21 protein-coding genes and 3 pseudogenes are annotated in these 19,601 nt (G+C 43.6%); 21 read left to right on the top strand and 3 right to left on the bottom strand.

Annotated elements, in window-relative coordinates; genetic code table 11:
* Nucleotides 1–22: 22 nt before the first annotated feature.
* The 11 genes and pseudogenes from AC0L6V_RS06070 to AC0L6V_RS06020 all read left to right on the top strand — a co-directional run bounded on the left by AC0L6V_RS06070 (nt 23) and on the right by AC0L6V_RS06020 (nt 9,583).
* Nucleotides 23–1,606, top strand: a complete 1,584-nt coding sequence (locus tag AC0L6V_RS06070; RefSeq protein WP_418138847.1) for a DEAD/DEAH box helicase — start codon at nt 23–25, stop codon at nt 1,604–1,606.
* Nucleotides 1,593–2,147 (top strand): helicase C-terminal domain-containing protein, encoded by a 555-nt coding sequence (locus tag AC0L6V_RS06065; RefSeq protein WP_418138846.1) that lies wholly within the window; start codon nt 1,593–1,595, stop codon nt 2,145–2,147. The genes AC0L6V_RS06070 and AC0L6V_RS06065 overlap by 14 nt, the downstream gene beginning before the upstream one ends.
* 100 nt (nt 2,148–2,247) lie before the next feature.
* Nucleotides 2,248–3,606: a DEAD/DEAH box helicase gene (locus AC0L6V_RS06060; RefSeq protein WP_265221031.1), complete on the top strand. Its 1,359-nt coding sequence runs from the start codon at nt 2,248–2,250 to the stop codon at nt 3,604–3,606.
* Nucleotides 3,607–3,634: 28 nt separating this feature from the next.
* On the top strand, nt 3,635–5,056 hold the full coding sequence (locus AC0L6V_RS06055) for a protein adenylyltransferase SelO (protein ID WP_265221032.1): 1,422 nt from the start codon (nt 3,635–3,637) through the stop codon (nt 5,054–5,056).
* A gap of 52 nt (nt 5,057–5,108) precedes the next feature.
* A pseudogene (locus AC0L6V_RS06050) lies at nt 5,109–6,138 on the top strand (NAD(P)H-dependent glycerol-3-phosphate dehydrogenase).
* Nucleotides 6,131–6,415 carry a DUF4389 domain-containing protein gene (locus AC0L6V_RS06045; protein ID WP_265221034.1) on the top strand — a complete coding sequence of 95 codons (285 nt, stop codon included), beginning with the start codon at nt 6,131–6,133 and terminating at the stop codon, nt 6,413–6,415. The pseudogene AC0L6V_RS06050 and the gene AC0L6V_RS06045 overlap by 8 nt, the downstream one beginning before the upstream one ends.
* Nucleotides 6,402–6,632, top strand: coding sequence for a SixA phosphatase family protein (locus AC0L6V_RS06040; RefSeq protein ID WP_418138845.1), 231 nt, complete (start codon nt 6,402–6,404; stop codon nt 6,630–6,632). The genes AC0L6V_RS06045 and AC0L6V_RS06040 overlap by 14 nt, the downstream gene beginning before the upstream one ends.
* 1 nt (nt 6,633) lies before the next feature.
* On the top strand, nt 6,634–6,882 hold the full coding sequence (locus AC0L6V_RS06035; protein ID WP_265221037.1) for a hypothetical protein: 249 nt from the start codon (nt 6,634–6,636) through the stop codon (nt 6,880–6,882).
* Between the two features lie 39 nt (nt 6,883–6,921).
* Nucleotides 6,922–7,785 (top strand): alpha/beta fold hydrolase, encoded by an 864-nt coding sequence (locus AC0L6V_RS06030; RefSeq protein ID WP_265221038.1) that lies wholly within the window; start codon nt 6,922–6,924, stop codon nt 7,783–7,785.
* Between the two features lie 67 nt (nt 7,786–7,852).
* Nucleotides 7,853–8,650 carry a DUF4892 domain-containing protein gene (locus tag AC0L6V_RS06025; protein WP_265221039.1) on the top strand — a complete coding sequence of 266 codons (798 nt, stop codon included), beginning with the start codon at nt 7,853–7,855 and terminating at the stop codon, nt 8,648–8,650.
* A 9-nt stretch (nt 8,651–8,659) separates the two neighbouring features.
* Nucleotides 8,660–9,583 carry a patatin-like phospholipase family protein gene (locus AC0L6V_RS06020; protein ID WP_321160409.1) on the top strand — a complete coding sequence of 308 codons (924 nt, stop codon included), beginning with the start codon at nt 8,660–8,662 and terminating at the stop codon, nt 9,581–9,583.
* Here AC0L6V_RS06020 and AC0L6V_RS06015 read toward each other — a convergent pair.
* Nucleotides 9,580–10,209 (bottom strand): Maf family protein, encoded by a 630-nt coding sequence (locus AC0L6V_RS06015; protein ID WP_265221041.1) that lies wholly within the window; start codon nt 10,207–10,209, stop codon nt 9,580–9,582. The genes AC0L6V_RS06020 and AC0L6V_RS06015 overlap by 4 nt on opposite strands.
* Before the next feature lie 136 nt (nt 10,210–10,345).
* Here AC0L6V_RS06015 and AC0L6V_RS06010 point away from each other — a divergent pair, with 136 nt between their 5' ends.
* The 7 genes from AC0L6V_RS06010 to fabF all read left to right on the top strand — a co-directional run bounded on the left by AC0L6V_RS06010 (nt 10,346) and on the right by fabF (nt 15,459).
* On the top strand, nt 10,346–10,867 hold the full coding sequence (locus AC0L6V_RS06010; RefSeq protein ID WP_265221042.1) for a YceD family protein: 522 nt from the start codon (nt 10,346–10,348) through the stop codon (nt 10,865–10,867).
* 17 nt (nt 10,868–10,884) lie between these two features.
* Nucleotides 10,885–11,064, top strand: a complete 180-nt coding sequence (rpmF, locus tag AC0L6V_RS06005) for a 50S ribosomal protein L32 (protein WP_265221043.1) — start codon at nt 10,885–10,887, stop codon at nt 11,062–11,064.
* Between the two features lie 11 nt (nt 11,065–11,075).
* Nucleotides 11,076–12,032, top strand: a complete 957-nt coding sequence (locus AC0L6V_RS06000; protein ID WP_265221044.1) for a fatty acid synthesis protein — start codon at nt 11,076–11,078, stop codon at nt 12,030–12,032.
* A complete protein-coding gene (gene fabD / locus AC0L6V_RS05995; protein WP_265221045.1) occupies nt 12,033–12,956 on the top strand; it encodes an ACP S-malonyltransferase in 924 nt (307 codons plus the stop codon). It abuts the gene before it with no gap.
* 58 nt (nt 12,957–13,014) lie between these two features.
* Nucleotides 13,015–13,749 carry a 3-oxoacyl-ACP reductase FabG gene (gene fabG, locus AC0L6V_RS05990; RefSeq protein ID WP_265221046.1) on the top strand — a complete coding sequence of 245 codons (735 nt, stop codon included), beginning with the start codon at nt 13,015–13,017 and terminating at the stop codon, nt 13,747–13,749.
* A 131-nt stretch (nt 13,750–13,880) separates the two neighbouring features.
* Nucleotides 13,881–14,114: an acyl carrier protein gene (gene acpP, locus AC0L6V_RS05985; RefSeq protein ID WP_012069834.1), complete on the top strand. Its 234-nt coding sequence runs from the start codon at nt 13,881–13,883 to the stop codon at nt 14,112–14,114.
* Between the two features lie 103 nt (nt 14,115–14,217).
* On the top strand, nt 14,218–15,459 hold the full coding sequence (fabF, locus tag AC0L6V_RS05980) for a beta-ketoacyl-ACP synthase II (protein WP_265221047.1): 1,242 nt from the start codon (nt 14,218–14,220) through the stop codon (nt 15,457–15,459).
* Nucleotides 15,460–15,544: 85 nt separating this feature from the next.
* On the opposite strand, the gene AC0L6V_RS05975 is transcribed toward fabF, so the two are convergent.
* Nucleotides 15,545–15,952, bottom strand: a complete 408-nt coding sequence (locus AC0L6V_RS05975) for a PA2817 family protein (protein WP_265221048.1) — start codon at nt 15,950–15,952, stop codon at nt 15,545–15,547.
* 64 nt (nt 15,953–16,016) lie between these two features.
* Between AC0L6V_RS05975 and AC0L6V_RS05970 the strand changes: the two are divergent.
* The 3 genes and pseudogenes from AC0L6V_RS05970 (at nt 16,017) to queF (ending at nt 18,537) form a co-directional block, all read left to right on the top strand.
* Nucleotides 16,017–16,932 (top strand): annotated as a pseudogene (locus AC0L6V_RS05970) (ABC transporter ATP-binding protein).
* A 4-nt stretch (nt 16,933–16,936) separates the two neighbouring features.
* Nucleotides 16,937–17,710 (top strand): ABC transporter permease, encoded by a 774-nt coding sequence (locus tag AC0L6V_RS05965; protein WP_265221049.1) that lies wholly within the window; start codon nt 16,937–16,939, stop codon nt 17,708–17,710.
* Nucleotides 17,711–17,720: 10 nt separating this feature from the next.
* A pseudogene (gene queF, locus AC0L6V_RS05960) lies at nt 17,721–18,537 on the top strand (NADPH-dependent 7-cyano-7-deazaguanine reductase QueF).
* A 90-nt stretch (nt 18,538–18,627) separates the two neighbouring features.
* On the opposite strand, the gene choX reads toward queF, so the two are convergent.
* Complete coding sequence (gene choX / locus AC0L6V_RS05955; RefSeq protein WP_409419527.1) at nt 18,628–19,575, bottom strand: choline ABC transporter substrate-binding protein; 948 nt, start codon at nt 19,573–19,575, stop codon at nt 18,628–18,630.
* Nucleotides 19,576–19,601 lie beyond the last annotated feature (26 nt).

Below are 19,601 nucleotides of genomic sequence, written 5' to 3'. Positions count from 1 at the left end.
TTAACGATACTCAATGATATAAATGCTTTCAGATGAACTAAAAACACAAATTCAACTTGCATACCGAGCTTCTTTGGATGCCAAGTCCCATAAACCAAGGTCTGGACAGCGTCAAATGATTGCTGCGATCGCGCGAACCTTGGGTAACATTAATCGCGGCTCAGAGGGTGAGCGATTAGGAGAAAAGCATGTTGCTGTGATTGAAGCAGGAACGGGGACGGGGAAAACCTTGTCGTATTGCCTGGCTGCTATTCCAATTGCCAAAGCGCGAGGGTTAAAATTAATTATTTCCACTGCCACTGTCGCGCTGCAAGAGCAAATCTTACACAAAGAGTTGCCAGATCTGTTAGAGCACACCCAGCTTAGCTTTAAATACACGCTTGCCAAAGGGCGTGGACGTTACCTGTGTTTGAATAATCTGGAAGGTTTTCTCAATTCTGAAGAGCAAGCAATGGACGATATGTTCGCAGGTCTTTTTGAACAACATCTTCATTCAGATGATATTAATACCGTGCTTTATCAAGAAATGGACGCTGCTTTGCAAAAAGGTGAGTGGGACGGCGATAAAGACAACTGGGCAGGTATCGTTCGTGATCAAGATTGGCGACGCTTAACGACCGATCATCAACAATGTACAAATCGTAATTGTGCGAATTACTCCGCCTGCCCATTTTTTAAGGCGCGTGCCGAGATCGAAGTGGCGGATGTTATTGTAGCCAATCATGACCTTGTGCTCGCTGATTTGTCATTGGGGGGCGGCGCTATTTTGACGCCACCAAAAGATACAATATATGTATTTGATGAAGGGCATCACCTGCCGGATAAAGCGATCGGGCATTTCCGCCATGAAGTGCGTTTGCAACAAAGTATTACTTGGTTGCGCCAGTTAGAAAAAAACTTAGTGAATTTAAAACAAGAGTTAACGGATGACGTGAGCGTCACCGGCCAGCTTTTATTAAAGATACCTCAGCAAATACAGAGTATTGTGAACTTTATTCAATATGCGCAGCAAGGTTTAGCGCCTTATATTCAAGGCTTGGGGTTGGATCAAGATAATAATCAGCATCGCTTCGAGTTTGGTCAAATTCCAGACGAATTGCGGCAATTGGCTTATAGCTTGCAAACGTCTTATCAAAAGTTATTTAACAATATTGAAAGTATTCAGGACGAATGCAAGAAGACAAAACAAAATGAAGGGATGGGTGTGACGCCTGAAACCGCCGAAACGTGGCAGCCTATTTTGGGTGTTATTCTTGGTCGCTTAGAGCAATGTGTTGGTTTGTGGCGATTATACTCTGCTGTTGATGATCAGAACTTTCCCCCAAATGCTCGTTGGTTGGTGTTATCCGGCCAGGGGATGGAGCAAGATATTGAATTGGGCGGTTCGCCTATTCTTGCCGCGAATACATTAAGACAACAATTATGGGATAAGTGTTTTGGTGCGGTGGTGACCTCTGCAACGCTGACCGCTCTTAACCAGTTCCATCGTTTTAATATGCGCTCTGGAGTGCCCTATGAAAGTGAATATTTACGGGTATTGAGTCCGTTTGACTTTCAAAAAAATGGTTTGCTGATTGTGCCCAATATGGTGAATGAGCCTCAATAGAGTAGAGCAGCATACCGCTGAGATCATTACCTACTTGAACGAGCATGTTGATGTTGAGAAAGGCAGTTTGGCGTTGTTTTCGTCTCGTCGGCAAATGGAAGAAGTGGCGCAGTCTTTGTCTTCTAAGCTGCAAGAAATCTTGTTGATGCAAGGAGAGCAATCCAAGCGCGTCATTTTGGATTCTCATAAAGCGCGTATTGATGAGGGTAAAGGCAGCTTGTTGCTCGGATTGGCAAGCTTTGCAGAGGGTGTAGACTTGCCAGGAAAGTACTTAACCTGCGTATATATTGCGAAGATTCCTTTTGCTGTGCCGGACGACCCCGTTGAAGCCACTCTGGCTGAATGGATACAAAAGCGTGGTGGCAACCCGTTTATGGAGATCACCATTCCCGACGCTTCATTGCGTTTAGTTCAAGCCACAGGCAGGCTGCTGAGAAGTGAACAAGACGCTGGTGAAATACATATTTTAGATAAGCGATTGCGCACCAAGCGTTATGGGTCGCAATTAATTAACAGCTTGCCACCTTATAAGTATCAATAGACTGACAAAGCGTAAGCAAGGGGTGATAAAGCTTTACCAATTAGGTACACTCTTTGCAAAGATCATTAACCTCAAAACATAGAAGCGTAAAGATTCCAATATGGAAAACCAAATTCAAGAAGCACCATCAGAAATTAGCACAAAACCAAAACGCACCCGTCGCCCAAACAAGCGACCAAGAAATAATGATGAGGCTCAAAATGGAGTTCAATCCAATACCCAAGTTGGTCATGAAGCCGTGACGACGGGTAGTGGAAAAAATGCTATTTGGTCCATAGAGGATTTTCCGGTTGCTAAGGTAGATGGAAAGTTGCGCTTTCATGATTTAAATCTACCTGATCGTGTGATTAAGTCTATCGCGGAAATGGGTTTTGAGTATTGCAGTGAAATTCAAGCTGAAACTCTGCCTATGACCTTACTGGGTTATGACATTATCGGACAGGCCCAAACTGGAACGGGTAAAACGGCTGCATTTTTGATAGCGATGATCAGTGATTTTCTGGATTATCCCCTTGAAGAGAAGCGTCCTAATAACGTTGCTCGCGGTTTGATTATTGCGCCTACTCGTGAGCTGGCCATTCAAATTGCGGATGAAGCGGTAAAGCTGACATCAAACTGCCATTTGAATGTGGTGACTTTGGTCGGCGGATTGAGTTACGAAAAGCAAAAGATCGCCTTGGAAACCGAAAATGTTGATATTTTGGTGGCGACACCAGGGCGTTTGTTGGACTTCGCGCGCAGCCGTAAGGTGCAATTGGGTAAAGTGGAATGTTTGGTGTTGGATGAAGCCGACCGTATGCTGTCGATGGGCTTTATTCCTGATGTAAAAAGTATTATTCGTATGACGCCGCATAAAGAATTAAGGCAAACCATGCTATTTAGTGCGACTTTCCCGAAAGACATTCAGGCGCTTGCGCAGCAATGGACGTATTTTCCAAAAGAAGTCTCTGTGGTGCCAAAAGAAGCCACCAATCAGAACATTGATCAGGTGATTTATACGGTTGAAGCGGATCAAAAATGGCCCGTTTTAAAACAGCTGATTAATGAAAATGGCGGTCAGCGTACGATTATTTTTGCTAATCGTCGTGATGAAACGCGTGATTTATACGAGCGTCTACGTAAAGCAAACATCAACTGTGCGATCTTATCTGGCGAAGTGGCTCAAGATAAGCGAGTTAAGACATTAAACAACTTCAAAGAGGGTATCATTCAGGTGCTGGTGGCAACGGATGTTGCAGGTCGTGGTATTCATGTTGATAACGTAGAACTCGTTGTTAACTATTCATTACCGGAAGACCCTGAAGATTATGTGCATCGCATCGGCCGTACTGGCCGCGGTGGTGAAACGGGCAAATCGGTCAGTTTTGCGAGCGAGGACGATGCGTTCATGATCCCTGAAATTGAAAGGGTTGTGGGCGAGAGCATTCGCTGTGAGTACATGGTTGATACCTCGCTATAAAGATCGCTTAATTTTTAAGTGAGATAAAATGAATTTAGAGCACCATTTTGCCAGTCTGGGGGAGGCGTTTTCTTCGAAAACCCTTGTCCAGCCACTTCTTGAGCAGCGATTGGTAGAGTTTAATCAATCGCTCGCTTCTTTTCTGTCCATTGATATTAAATCCACTGAAACCAAACGCATTTTGAGTGGCGAAGACGCATTGCCGCTCAGTCTAAGCATGGTGTACGCCGGTCACCAGTTTGGTGGCTTTTCGCCTCAACTAGGAGATGGTCGAGGCGTTTTGTTAGGTGAGGTTCGTGGTCAAGATGGCCTTTTGTATGATTTGCACATGAAAGGGGCTGGGCCGACACCTTATTCTCGTCGAGGCGATGGTCGTGCTGTGTTGCGTTCTTGTATTCGTGAATACTTAGCCAGTGAGGCCATGACGGCGCTCTCTATCCCTTCGTCTCGCGCTTTAGCGCTTTACGACAGCAGAGAAGCTGTGTATCGAGAAACGCCAGAGGCGGGGGCGATGTTATTAAGAGTTGCGCAAGGTCATATCCGCTTCGGTCATTTTGAATACTTTTTTTATCAAGGTAAGCAGGCGGAGCTGGATCAGCTTATTGAATATTGTCTTACACACTATTACCCCGAGTGTTTGGCCGCTGAGTCTCCCCTAGAAAGTATGTTGATTGAAGTGGTTAAGCGTACCGCTAGAATAATGGCGAAGTGGCAATCTGTTGGTTTTCAACATGGCGTGATGAACACCGATAATTTCTCGTTCACCGGAGAGACGATTGACTACGGTCCTTATGGTTTTATGGAGGATTATGAACCCGATTGGGTTTGCAATCATTCTGACCACGAGGGGCGTTATGCCTTTTCTCGGCAGCCTGGTGTGGGTTTATGGAATCTTAACTGTTTGATGCGTTGCTTTTCAAAACACCTTGAGCGCGATCAGCTTATTGCCATTTTGCAATGTTATGAGCCAGAGTTGCAGTCTCATTACGATGTTCTGATGATGAGTAAGATGGGGTTAGATTCAGCGCATGATGTTCATGCTTTATTGCCGTCATTGTTGTCAATATTGGCATCAGAAAAAATGGATTATAATGTTTTTTTCCGTTTGTTGAGTCATCTTGAGCAAGGCGTTTACACGCCTATATTAGATGAGGTGGTTGATCGCGAAAAAATGTCAGTTTGGCTTGCGCAATATGAGGCTGCGCGGATCAAAAGTGTGTATGCCTGGTCTCAGGTGAATGCCTCTATGTTGGCGGTTAATCCGAAGTTTATACTCAGGAATTATTTGGCACATGAGGCAATTCTTTCCGCTGAACGAGGAGATTACTTGCCCTTTCGACGTTTGTTGCATGTGCTTACTCATCCTTTTGATGAACATCCAGAATCCGACAGTCTTGCGCAAAGATCGCCAGAATGGGGTAGATCATTAGAAGTAAGCTGTTCGTCTTAGTTTGGTTCATTTTTTTATAATTGGACGATATTTTTAAAGAGAAATAGTCAATATGAAGCATTCTGTATGTGTATTGGGTGGTGGTAGTTTTGGTACGGCTTTGGCGAATATTATGGCGAAAAATGGCCATCAGGTGAGCCAGTGGATGCGTAATGAAGAGCAGGTGGAAGAGATTAATTTAACCGGCTTGAATAGTCGTTATTTGCCTAATGCGCCTTTGCATCGAGAATTGTTAGCAACCAGTAATTTAGAGCAAGCCATTCGAGACAGTGATACTGTTTTTGTATCAATTCCGTCCAAATCTTTTGAACAAGTTGTGCAGCGCATTGAACCTTTGTTGACGGCAGATAAAATATTAATTAGCACCACAAAGGGATTTAATCCAAATCGTTTTGAACTTATGAGTGATGTTTTGCGTCGAAACCCTATAACGCAAAAGATTGGTGTTCTGAGTGGTCCGAATTTGGCGAAAGAAATAGCCGCAGGTCAAATGACTGGAACAGTTATTGCCAGTGCGGACGATCAAGTTCGCCGTAGAGTGATTGAATTACTCAAATCCCCGACGTTTCGTGTATATGAAAACAAAGACAGTAAGGGGGTTGAATTAGCGGGCGCTCTAAAAAATATTTATGCGATTGTGTGTGGTCTTGCCAAAGCGCTCAATGTAGGGGAGAACACCATGTCGATGATTATGACGCGCAGTCTGGCTGAGATGAGCCGATTTGCTGTGCATTTTGGTGCAAATCCAATGACGTTTCTCGGACTGGCAGGAATGGGGGATTTGATTGCGACTTGTACTTCGCCGTTGAGTCGAAACTATCGAGTAGGTTTTGCTATTGGTTCCGGTCATAATTTGGACGAAGCCGTTGGGGGACTTGGCGAGGTTGCTGAAGGGGTGAATACTTTAAAAATGGTGGTTGATGAAGCTCATAAGCATGGGCTTCTATATGCCGCTTGCTGAGGGTTTGTCTAAATTATTGTTTGAAAATGCCCAGTTGGAGTCGTTGATTGGTTCAATGATGACGGGGGAGCAAAAATGGGATGTCGAATTTGCGACAAACGAGGAGAATGACAATGTCTAAGCCAGGTTATGCTGATCAAGGTTTTTGGTTTCGGGTAATTTTCATGTTGCTGTATTGGGTTGTGCTAAATATTGCGGTGACTGTGTTTGGTATTTTGCTGTTGCTAGTGAGCTTGGTCAAATTAGGTTCAAAACATGAGCCTATCATGCTGTCTTCTTGGCTAAACAGTGTTACCGCTTTTATTGGTCAAATATTTTCTTTTTTGTCTTTCCAGTCAGAAGAAAAGCCTTTTCCATTTCAACCTTGGCCCTCGGAAGGTGTGGATGAGGAAGCTTAAGCGTCTCTATGTTTTACGCCACGGCAATGCCCAGCCATATGGTTATGCTCATGATGAAAGTCGTGAGCTTACTGAGCTTGGAGTGGCTGAGGTAAAAATGGCGGCACAAGCATTTCGTGAACGAGGTGAGGCAATTGATGTGGTTTTCGTGAGTCCTTATGTTCGGGACTCAGCAAACGGCAAAGACTTTTTTAGCCAGTCTAGATACTTCGGTTGAAATGAAAGATTGCCCTTTCATTACTCCTAATGGCCAAAAAATTGATGTGGCGTTATGGTTAAATGATCTGCCTTATGAGTCAATTTTATTGGTTACGCACCAACCGTTTTCTCATCAATTTGTGGATTATTTGGTGGATCAGCCTTTACCTATCAATTTCGCTATGACTACTGGGACTTTGGCCTCGGTTGAAGGGGAGTTATTTGCTGGGGCCTGTTGCCAATTTCGTTGGTGTTTTTCGCCATCATGAATGATTGAAGTAAATTTTTTGGATTGGTAAAGAGCAAATATGGGAAATGATATTGTTTATAAGCTTGCGCACACGGAAATAGCTGGGTTGCAGTGGCTGCCTAAAAATTCATCCGCTTTTAAAGTTTTGTCCTTGCATGGCTGGCTTGATAACGCAGCGAGCTTTTCTAATTTGTCTCCTCATTTGTCTGATTTCTCCCATATCGCGTTAGATCTCGCAGGGCATGGTCTGTCTTTGCATCGGCCAGCAGGAAGTTTTTATCACCTGTGGGATTATGTTTTAGATGTGGTGTCTATATTGAACCAGTCTAAACAGAGCGTGTGGTTAATCGGGCACAGTATGGGAGGGGCGGTAGCGATGTTGGTCGCGGCCATTGCGCCAGACAAAGTCCGAGGCCTAATTGTGTTAGATAATATGGGGCCTTTGACGGGAACACCTGCTGATCGTGTAGTGACGTTGCAAAGGGCTGTCAATAAAATGGCTAAATTTCGTTTAGGCAGAGAAACCAGCTATCTAACGAAAGAGGACATGGTGCTTGCGCGAATGGAGGGTTTTACCCAGCTGTCTAAATCGGCTTCGAAAATTTTGGTAGATCGTGGTGCTAAACAAAATGTGGACGATGCCTGGGTGTGGCGACACGATGCTAAACTGACGTTTCCGTCCCCATTTCGCATGGATGAAGAGGGTGTTGAGGCTTTCATTCAAGAGATTAAGTGTCCTACCTTAGCTCTGGTTGCTAAGTCTGGTATTTATCAAAATGATCGCAACCTAGTTGAAAAGCGTGCGGCTCAGTTTCCATGGATAAAGCTCAAATGGCTTGACGGTAATCATCATTTTCACCTCGAACCTGAAACATGTTTTGCTGTTGCGACGGAAATTCATCGATTTATCGATCTAAATTAATAGGGTGTCTTTGTTGTTTGGTATTGTGCAAAGTTATCCATCCCGGATTGGGTGAAAGGAAGGTTATATGCTTACGTTACGTGTGGTGTCATTTTCTTTATTGGCTTTTTTTAGTGGCTTCTCGACGGCTGGGATTTTAGGGATAGAGCCATACCGAGATGCTCAGTTGGTGAAGAGTAACTCGCAAACAGGGCAGTTTACTGAAATACCGCTTGGCAAAATAAGTCGCGCCGGAAGCGGTTGGGAGCCAGAGAGTGTTGAGCGGGTGGAAGGTGATCTTTTCTCATCACTCTATAAGATTCATCGTAATGCGGTGTTGTCTGATGTTTATGCACACTACCGCACACAAATGGCGGTTGATGGTCGAATGGTCTTATTTGAGTGCGATAGTCGTAGCTGTGGTAGCAGTAATGCATGGGCGAATAACTTTTTCGGTGACTACCTTCTTTATGGCCCAGATCAAAGTCAATTTTTGTTAGTGGTCAAAAATCCACAAGATATTTATCAAGTCTTGTACATAAACCGTCGTGGTGCTGGCGATGTCATGGTTCGCTTGGATGAAGTGAAGTCGGCGCGAGCAAACGGAACTGAATTTGAGATAGTGGCTCAAATGGACGTTCAAGATATCCCCAGGATACGACGCTTTGTTAGTGCATTATCGGCTGATCAAAACTTAGTCGGTTTTGTGACGAGTCAAAAAACCGCTGGATTGAGTGCGCTTGAGTCTGGTGATCAACTTATTTCTATTATGCAAGCGGGTTTAGGGGATAGGTTTAAGGATAGGGTTCGTTTTGTTAATTTGGCGGATTTAGGTCGTGAATCACTTGGTATTAATCGTGTGTCCTTTGTTTATGTACGTCCATAGGGGGTATTGGTGAACTCGAAAAAAACAGTTGCTCTGATATTGGGTAGTGGAGCAGCGCGTGGTCATGCGCATATTGGTGTTATTCAGGCCATTGAAGAGCGCGGCTATGAGATTATTAGTATTTCGGGTTGCTCGATTGGCGCTATCGTCGGCGGTGTTTTTGCGGCAGGTAAACTGCCTGAGTATCGTGAGTGGGCTGAATCGTTAGATCGGGTGAGTGTGTTGCGTTTGTTGGATATGTCCTTTTTGAATGGTGGTTACATAAAGGGCGACCGTTTCTTTGAAAAGGTCCAAAGTATGATAGGAACGCCTGTGATTGAGTCTTTGCCGATAGACTACACGTCTGTTGCGGTCGATTTGTTGAATCAAAAAGAGTTTTGGTTTCAGCGAGGAGATCTGATCAGTGCAATGCGGGCCTCATCCGCCATTCCTTCGATAGTGTCGCCTGTGCCGTTAAATGGTCGAATGTACGTTGATGGTGGGGTATTGAATCCGCTGCCTATTATCCCTTCTGTGCCTGCTGGAGCGGATTATATTATTGCGGTGGATCTGAATGGGCCAGCGGAAGGTATGTTAGAAGACGCGCCTGAGGCAACGTCTAGTGCGCCTGCTTGGTGGTTGAACGCGAAAGGTTTTTTTGTAAAAGAAAAAGGCGACGATTTGGAGGAAAAGCCCAAGTATTCACCTGAAAGCTGGGGGCGTCTTCAAACAATTAATATGATGTTTGAAACCATGCAGGAGTCCCTTACGCAATACAAGTTGGCTGGCTACCCGCCTGACTTGCTTATTTCTATGCCAAAAGATATTTCAGGCTTTTATGAGTTTTGGCGGGCAAAGGAGTTGATTGATTTTGGTTACGAAGTGGCTCTCAAGGCGATTGACGGTTTGGAATCGCCGACGTCGAGTTATTTTTCATTTCCAAAAGGGTATTAACGGTCTTTACGCCATTTAGTCTTTAGCCTATTGGGTTGATGTCGAGTCTCACGCAACAGACGTGAGAGTGATATCAATGGCAACCCAATAAGGCTGTTAGGGTCGTCTCCTTCCATTTTATCGAATAAGCAGACACCTAGGCCTTCACATTTAAAGCTTCCAGCGCAATCAAGTGGTTGCTCAAGTAAAACGTATTGGCGAATTTCATTGAGAGTAAGCGTTCTAAAATAAACGTGATATTCGCTTAGTGTATATTGATACGACTGGTCTTGTTGATTAAATACGCATAACCCTGTTAGGAAACTGACTTTTTTACCGCTAAAACGACTTAGTTGACTTATCGCATTGTCTACGGTGTGAGGTTTGCCTAAAATTTTATTATTTAAAACGGCCACTTGATCAGAGGTGATAATGATCCCATTGGGTGTGTGATCCGTCCCCCGTCGTTCACGGTCCACAGCAAACGCTTTGGCAATGCTTAGGCGCTTGACTAAATCAACAGCAGATTCTGGGTGTAACGGGGTTTCGTCAATGTTGGGGGAGTGGCATTCAAAGGGGACGCCTAAGCGTTTGAGAAGGTCTTTTCGGTAGGGTGAGGAGGACCCTAATATGAGTTTATTTGGCATTGTTTTTTCATCGTTTTAATAAAATGAGAGTGTATTTTACTTTTTTTTGCTTCCATTGGCGTAAAAAAGAGAAAAAAGTGCTTTAAGGGCAGTTAGACTTTGACAAAATGGGTCCTTAGCAATATTATCCCCCGCCATGTTGAATGATACGTTACCTAAATATTTTGACCCTCGAAAATACGCAAGCAATGAGCAAGCGTTCGAAGGGTACTTGCCCCTTAATGAATTTAAGGAGCTTTGTGCTATATTAGCCTCTGATGAGGGTAATGCTTTTATTCATCTAGACTTTAGAGTTGATGAGGATAGGCGTTACATTGCTACTGGATTATTAACCGCTCAAGTACAAGTTGTTTGTCAGCGTTGTATGGGAGCCGTTACACATGATCTAGCGTTGGATTTATCCTTGGGGTTCGTCTACGACGAAGACCATGCGAAAAACCTACCGTACAATTACGATCCTGTTGTCATGACCGATGGTGAAGTAATTTTAGCAGATATGGTAGAGCAAGAAATTATACTTGCCTTACCCATTGTCGCTTATCACGAAGAAAGTGGTTGCAACCCAACAGCTGTAAAGTATGCCTCGTCTACCGATGACGCACCGGATGACGAAAAACCGAATCCATTTAGTATATTGGCCCAATTAAAGGCCAAGTAAAGTTAGGAGCTCCAAAAATGGCAGTACAAAAAAGTAAAGTAACTCGTTCACGTCGCGGCCAGCGCCGTTCTCACGATGCTTTGACTGGTCCAACTCTTTCTGTAGAAAAGACTACTGGTGAGATTCACCGTCGTCACCACATTTCTGCTGATGGTTTCTACCGTGGTCGTCAAGTTATCACCCCTAAAGGTGAGTAACTAAGATACCCATGATCAGGGTAGCTTTAGACGCTATGGGCGGGGACTTAGGTCCCCGCATTGCATTTGACGGTGCAATAGAGATTCTTTCTCGCCATGAAGATGTCGTCATTACTGTGTATTATTCCCCTCATTCTGGTTTGGATCTTCCTAAGCCTCATAAACGTTTGTCTTTGATTGCTTGCTCCGATGTGATTGATGGAGATGAAGAAATTGTTTTGTCTTTATTTCGTCGTCGCAATAGTACGCTTTACCAATCTTTGAATGCCTTAGTGAATAGGTCTTCGGATGTTGTTGTCACCTTAGGCAATACAGGTGCTATGGTGGCGCTTGCTCGTCATTTGTTGGGGGTGTTGCGTCCTAAACTTTATCCGGCTTTAATTAGAGAACTTTATTCTAATCCACTTCGATGTTTGGTGGATTTGGGAGCGAATGTTCATTGTCCGCCATCTATGTTAGTAGGTTTTGCTGAGCTTGGTGCAGCGTATGTTGAAGCTTTGAGTGGTGAGGCTCCAAAAGTTGGTCTGTTGAACGTCGGTGTTGAAAGCTCTAAGGGGAGTGCGGTTATTCGAGAGACAAATAGGCTTTTAGCCAGTAAAGTGTGGCCGACTTATCTTGGGTATGCGGAAGGCACAGAGCTATTTGAAGGGGAGAAAAATGTCATTGTTTGCGATGGCATGGTTGGGAATGCCGTATTAAAGGCATCTGAGGGTCTGCTTTCCTTTATGATGAACAAATTTAAAAAAGCAGAAGGGGCGTCCTCGTTATTTGAGACTTTTTACCAAACTGAGCGTAGGCATGGGGCCTGCCTTGTGGGTGTGCGTGGCAATTTGGTAAAGGGTCATGGTCGTTCTGATTTGCCGGCTATGGTAGGCGCGATAGAATATGGTATCGATATTGCGCGAGCGAATTTGTATTCAGCGATTGAAACGCGTCTTTGTAATGAAGCTTTAGAGTCAGGAGATTAAATGAGCAGTAAATTAGCTTTTGTTTTTCCAGGGCAAGGTTCTCAGCAATTGGGAATGTTGGCGGATTTGGCAGAAAAACATGATGTAATAGAGCAAACGTTCGCACAGGCATCTGCTGTGCTTGGTTACGATTTGTGGGATCTTGTGCAAAACGACGCAGAGAAATTGAGCCAAACAGACAAAACACAGCCTGCGCTTTTGACCGCAAGTGTTGCTTTGTGGCGTTTGTGGGAGCAGCAGGGTGGTGAAAAGCCTGCGTATGTTGCTGGCCACAGTCTTGGAGAATATTCTGCTTTAGTGTGTGCGGGCGTAATAGCGTTTACTGATGCTGTAGAACTTGTTAAATTACGCGGTGAATACATGCAGCAAGCGGTGCCAGCAGGTGAAGGAGCAATGGCTGCAATTATTGGTCTGGACGATGATAAGGTCGTGGCTGCATGCGACGCTGCGCCTGGGATCGTGAGTGCGGTCAATTTCAATTCTCCTGGTCAGGTGGTTATTGCTGGTCATGTTGCTGCGGTAGAAGCGGCTATGGTGAATTCGAAAGAAGCGGGTGCTAAACGAGCACTGCCGTTGCCTGTTAGTGTGCCTTCGCATTGCGAGTTAATGATTCCAGCGGGTAAAAAGTTGGCGGAAAAACTTGAAACAATTACGTTTCATTCGCCTTCTTGCACTTTGGTGCAAAATGTTACCGCTCAGGCAGTATCAGATCCTGCCGTGATCAAAGCCAATCTTGTGTCTCAGTTGAGCGAGCCAGTATTGTGGACGCAATCCGTTATGTTGCTGGCTGAATTGGGTGTGACCTCTACAATAGAGTGTGGTCCTGGTAAAGTGCTTAGTGGCTTGAATAAACGCATTGTTAAAGGTTTGGAAACTGTTTCGCTTGGTGATCTAGCTGGCTTTGAAGCGGCTTTACCTGCGTAAATAGAGTTTTTATTTGTTCGAAAAGTATTCGATTCAAACTATATTGTTGGAGACAAGCATGAGTCTTGAAGGAAAAGTGGCTCTGGTAACAGGCGCTACTCGCGGTATTGGTAAAGCGATTGCTGTCGCTCTAGTTGAGCAAGGTGCGACTGTTATTGGTACAGCAACGAGTGAGTCTGGTGCGCAAAGTATTAGTGAATACCTTGGCGTTAATGGTAAAGGTTGGGTGCTAGATGTATCATCAAGCGAATCAGTTGATGTTGTTGTAAAAGAGATTACAGCAGAGTTTGGGGCGCCAACTATTTTGGTAAATAACGCGGGTATTACTCGTGATAACCTCATGATGCGGATGAAAGAAGAGGAGTGGGATCAAGTAGTAAATACGAATCTAACGTCTGTATTTCGTGTTACAAAAGCTTGCTTGCGCGGCATGACTAAAGCAAAGTTTGGCCGTGTTATTAGCATCAGCTCGGTTGTTGGCTCTATGGGCAACGGCGGGCAAACGAATTATTCTGCAGCAAAAGCAGGTCTAGAAGGTTTTAGCCGTTCTCTAGCAGCAGAAATTGCGTCTCGTGGTATCACAGTGAATTGTGTTGCACCAGGGTTCATTGAAACCGACATGACTAAGGTCTTACCTGAGGAGCATAAAGCCAAATTGGTTGAAAAAGTGCCTTCATCACGACTTGGTCAACCAGAAGAAATTGCGGCGGCAGTCGCGTTTTTGGCGTCAAATGGCGCCGCTTACATCACCGGAGAGACATTACATGTCAATGGCGGTATGTATATGTCGTAATTTGAGTTGAATTTTATGTTTAATTCAACGAAAATACATCTCCGGTTCATGTCGAGAATCACGCCTTTTAGGTGATCGAATTTTATAATATGCTCACACTGAGCTGTTAATGAGTAGAGTAGGAACTTCTAATGAGTAGCATTGAAGAACGCGTTAAAAAAATCGTTTGTGAACAACTAGGCGTTAAAGAAGAAGATGTTGTTGCTTCAGCATCTTTTGTTGATGACCTAGGTGCAGATTCCCTAGATACAGTTGAGCTTGTAATGGCTCTTGAAGAGGAATTTGATACTGAAATTCCTGATGAAGAAGCTGAAAAAATCACTACCGTACAAGCAGCGAACGACTACATCAACGCTAACTTGTAATATATTGGTGAACTGAGTTTTCCGAAAAGCCGCTTGTATTCGTTACAGCGGCTTTTCTTATTAATAGCCCTGAGAGTTGAGGGCGAATTGCTGGAGAAATCTTATGTCTCGTCGTCGGGTTGTAGTCACAGGAATGGGAATGGTGACACCCCTTGGCAATAATGTGAAAGATACGTGGGATAACATATTGGAAGGTAAAAGTGGTGTATCGGAGATCACCTCTTTTGACGCAAGCCAATTTTCCACTCGTTTTGCGGCACAAGTAACTGGTTTTGATGCGACTCAGTATATGAGCGTGAAAGAAGCCCGCAAGATGGATCTTTTTATTCAGTATGGTATCGCTGCTGCCGTGCAGGCTTTGGATGATGCTAATCTTAATTCCGATACGGCGAATTTAAGCCGAGTTGGTTGTGCGATAGGTTCTGGCATTGGTGGCTTACCAATGATTGAGAAAAATCTAGAGCTATTGAATGAATCAGGTCCAAAGCGTATTTCTCCTTTTTTTGTTCCAGGCGCGATTATTAATATGATTTCAGGTCATGTTGCGATTCGTTTTGGTTTTAAAGGCCCCAATATATCGATTGTGACTGCCTGTACCACTGGTACACATAACATTGGTATGGCGGGCCGTATGATTGCATATGGTGACGCTGATGTGATGATTGCCGGTGGCGCTGAAATGGCGATTACGCCACTTGGTATTGGTGGCTTTGGTGCTGCTAGAGCACTGTCGACGCGAAATGATGATTATAAAACAGCAAGTCGTCCATGGGATAAAAATCGTGATGGTTTTGTCATGGGAGACGGTGCCGGTATCTTGGTGCTAGAAGAATACGAGCATGCCCTAGCACGTGGAGCAAAAATCTACGCTGAATTGGCTGGCTTTGGTATGAGTGATGACGCTTATCATATGACAGCGCCACCAGAAGGTGGAGAGGGTGCAGCTTCGGCTATGAGGGCAGCATTAAAAGACGCTAAGCTAGAGCCGTTGGATATCGATTATATAAACGCTCACGGTACATCTACTCCAGCTGGTGATTTAGCTGAGACTCAGGCCGTTAAGGCTGTGATGGGGGCGGATGCATCTGATGTTGCTATCAGCTCCACTAAGTCCATGATAGGGCATTTATTGGGGGCATCCGGCGCGGTTGAGTCGATTTTTTCGATATTAGCCATTCGTGATCAAGTTGCTCCACCTACCATTAACTTAGAAGAGCCAGGTGAGGGTTGCGATTTAAATTATGTTCCAGGAACCCCGCAAAAACGCAAAATAGACGTTGTTTTAAATAACTCGTTTGGTTTTGGTGGTACAAACGGTACCTTGGTGTTTAAGAAAATATCTTGAAATCGTTATCTTAAGAGCAATTTGGCTTTGTTCTTTTTGGGGTAATAACGGTCGGTCTATCACCGACCGTTTTCGTTAACTATAGCTAATGAATTTGGGTTGTTACGCCGCGTAATATATTGATTTGTTCCTGAATATCGTAGCTTTTATTTTGGCTATCTAGATCATAAAGGTGTTCTTCCAGCTGTTGATAAAGCGCAATTTCCTCATCACCTAAAAAGTGTAAGCATTCTCCGCCGACAAACCACAATAGTTCCCGTTTGATCAGCGGGACTAGGTTTGCGTAGCAACGTATGAAGCGTGATAATACTTCTTGGGCATCAAAGCTGTAGTCGTGGGAGGTATTCTGTATGTTTTTTATTAGTTGGTCCCATGTTTCTAAGAAGTCTAATTCTTCTTCAGCCAGTTCTGGTTGGTTAAAAGGAGCATGTTCTGCAATGCGCTGACGCAAATCAGCAAAAGCGTTAAGTATGTATTGTGTGCGTGATTCCACGTAATAAAAACCTATTCAAGTAAGTAACTATTTTAGTCGGCATTGCCGTACGAGAACTTCAATTATGACATATGCAATCGAAATTAGTGACCTTAAAAAACGCTATGGAAGTGGTTTTGAGGCGTTAAAAGGTATCGATTTAAAAGTTGAAAAGGGAGATTTCTTTGCGTTATTGGGGCCAAATGGCGCTGGTAAGTCTACCACTATAGGTATTTTGTGCTCTTTGGTGAATAAAACATCAGGTAGTGTTTCTATTTTTGGTACAGATATTGATGAAGATTTTGCCAGAGCAAAAAAATACTTAGGTGTGGTACCACAAGAATTTAATTTTAATGTATTTGAAACTGTTTTTAATGTGGTTGTTACTCAAGCCGGTTTCTATGGAATAAGTCGTTCCGTTGCTGAGGAGAGGGCTGAGAAATATTTAAAGCAGCTTGATCTTTGGGATAAAAGAAATGATCAATCCCGTATGCTGTCTGGAGGAATGAAGAGGCGGTTAATGATAGCGAGGGCCTTGATACATGAGCCTGAGGTACTTATTTTAGATGAACCTACAGCTGGCGTGGATATTGAGTTGCGTCGTTCTATGTGGGAGTTCATTAAAAAATTAAACGAGCAAGGCACGACGATTATTTTAACGACGCATTACCTAGAGGAAGCTGAGCAGTTATGTCGTAATATTGCGATTATCAATGCAGGAGAAATTGTCGAAAATACCAGTGTGAAAGCGTTATTGAAAACTCTGAATCAAGAGACGTTTATTCTGGATTTGGATTCATGCTTACCGACTGGTTGGTCTTTACCCGGTTTTAGTGTTGTGGTAGGTAAAGATGCAAGTTCAGTAGAGGTTGAAGTTGTTAAGGGGCAATCAATCAACGCTATTTTTAAAGCGTTGGATGCCATATCGATTAATGTTGTTAGCATGCGCAATAAGTCTAATCGACTCGAAGAGGCTCTTCGTTAAATTAATTAAAGGCTAGATAGATGAAAAATTCGGAAATTTGGGTCGCATTTTATACGATTTTAGTGAGAGAGATTCGTCGTTTTACTCGAATTTGGCCACAAACATTATTGCCTCCTGCCATTACGATGACATTATACTTTGCTATTTTTGGCAATTTGATCGGTGATCGAATCGGGCAGATGGGCGGTTTTAGTTATATGCAGTATATTGTGCCAGGCCTGATTATGATGTCTGTCATTACTAACTCTTACTCAAACGTTTCGTCATCGTTTTTCTCTGCAAAATTCCAGCATAGTGTGCAAGAGTTATTGGTATCACCTACCCCAAATTGGGTAATATTACTCGGTTATACATTAGGTGGTGTAGCGCGAGGGTTGTGCGTTGGCTTAATTGTCACCGTGCTGTCGTTGTTTTTTACGCATTTGGCATTAGAAAATTTGTTTTTAACTGTTTTAGTAGTGTGTTTGACGGCCATTATGTTTTCTCTCGGTGGCTTTGTTAATGCCATTTATGCGAGAAATTTTGACGATGTTTCTATTGTGCCCACTTTTATTTTGACGCCGTTAACCTATCTTGGTGGTGTGTTCTACTCGATTGATTTATTGCCAGACTTTTGGCAGTCGGTTTCTTTGTTAAACCCAGTTTTATATATGGTGAATGCATTTCGCTTTGGCGTATTAGGCGTTTCTGATATTAATGTGTATTGGGCGCTGGTGATTGTTAGTGTTTTTATTGTGGTGTTGTTTGGTTTTGGTCTGCGTTTGCTCAATCAGGGCAAAGGTATTAGAAATTGAGGTAATGTATATGGGCTTTTTACCCTTAGGTCAGCAAACAGAGTATGTTTCTGAGTATGATGCAGGGTTGCTTTTTCCCATTGCGAGAGTGGACAAATGGACTGAAATGGGGATTGAATCTGAGCGCTTGCCATTTTATGGTGAGGACGTTTGGAATGCTTATGAATTGTCATGGTTAAACTTAAAAGGTAAGCCGATCGTTGCTTTGGCCGAATTTCGTTTGCCTTGTGACTCGCCAAATATTATTGAGTCTAAATCGTTTAAATTGTATTTGAATTCATTGAATCAAATGCGTTATGAGTCTGCTGAAGTGGTGCAGGCGATTCTTGAAAAGGATTTATCTGCCGCCGCAGGGGCGACAGTGACCGTGATTATTCGAGACGTTGATTCGATGGCCTCTTTGGTAGTGTTAACACCTGACTACTGTGTGGATGAGTTAGATGTTGATGTATCGGAATATCATCCTAACGCGAGCTTGTTGACAACTGACGAGACCATGGGGATGGTTGAAGAGCGTTTGGTGAGTCATCTTTTAAAATCCAATTGTCCGGTTACCAATCAACCTGATTGGGGACTCGGTTTTTATTGATTATAAAGGGCCTAAAATTCACCACGAAAGTTTGTTGAAATATGTTATTTCGTTTCGTGAACATACGGACTTTCATGAGCAATGCGTTGAGCGAGTTTTTATTGATATCATGCGCCAATGTAAGCCTGAGAATCTCACCGTTTATGCGCGTTATGTAAGACGTGGCGGTTTGGATATCAATCCTTATCGCTCAACAATGCCTCTAGTATTGGGGAATGACCGTTTAACACGTCAGTAGCTTTTTATTCAAACGTTGCTTTGGTTCACTTATGTAAAACAAAAAACCGCCTGTTAAAAAACAGGCGGTTTTTGTTTTAAAGGCATGGGTTTATTGGATGTTCAGTTGTTTTCTTACGACCGGCAATGCAGGATTTCCTTCAAAGGTAGACACGCCTTGCAGCCATTTTTCAAGTACTTCTGGGTGAGCCTTGATCCAATTTGCCGCTGCTTGTTCTGGCTTTTCATTTGAGTCGATGATCTCGTTTTCCATTGTTAGGCTAAATTCGAGGTTACTTAATAGTTTGCCAACATTAGGACACTCATCTGCATAGCCTTTACGAGTTAGGGTTTGAATGGTTGCACCACCATAATTAGGGCCAAAATACTCGTCGCCACCTGTTAGATATTTTAGGTCAAAATTTACGTTCATTGGATGGGGCTCCCAGGCAAGAAACACGATAAAATTGTCACGTTTTACACTTCTTGCCACTTGAGAGAGCATGGCTTGTTCGCCTGACTCTACTACTTTCCAGTCTTGTAAGCTAAAGTCGTTGTTGTCTATCATATTTTGCAATTTTTGATTGGCTGGTGCGCCTGCGTCAATACCATAGATTCGTTGATGAAATTCTTTGCCAAATTTATGCAGGTCGGCGAAGTCTTTGACGCCTGCGTCGAAAACGTATGTTGGAACGGCTAAGGTGAATTTTACACCTTCTAAATTGGTGCGGACCACGTCTACATTGTCTTTGTATTTATCAATAAAAGTGGATTGTGCGGGCATCCAGTTCCCCATGAAGGCGTCTATTTCTGCGTTTTTTAAGCCTTCAAATCCAACTGGCACGCTGAGTAAATATACTTGCGTATCGTATCCCATGGCTTTTAAAAGGGTGATAGCGATGCCATTTGTGGCACCTATATCAGTCCAACCAGGGTCACTAAACGTCACTTTTTTGCATTGCTCAGGTGCGGCAGATATGGCGAAACTACTGCCAATCAGTAGGCTGGCTATCCCTAGGCTTTTTAGTCCTGCGACACTAAAAGGAAGTGCTTTCTTCATTGGTGTGCTCCTATTTGTGATGTAGC

Source organism: Marinomonas sp. G8-14 (genome assembly GCF_055808935.1).
The sequence above is the reverse complement of the archived record's forward strand: the minus strand, read 5'-3'. Positions and strand labels throughout refer to the sequence as shown.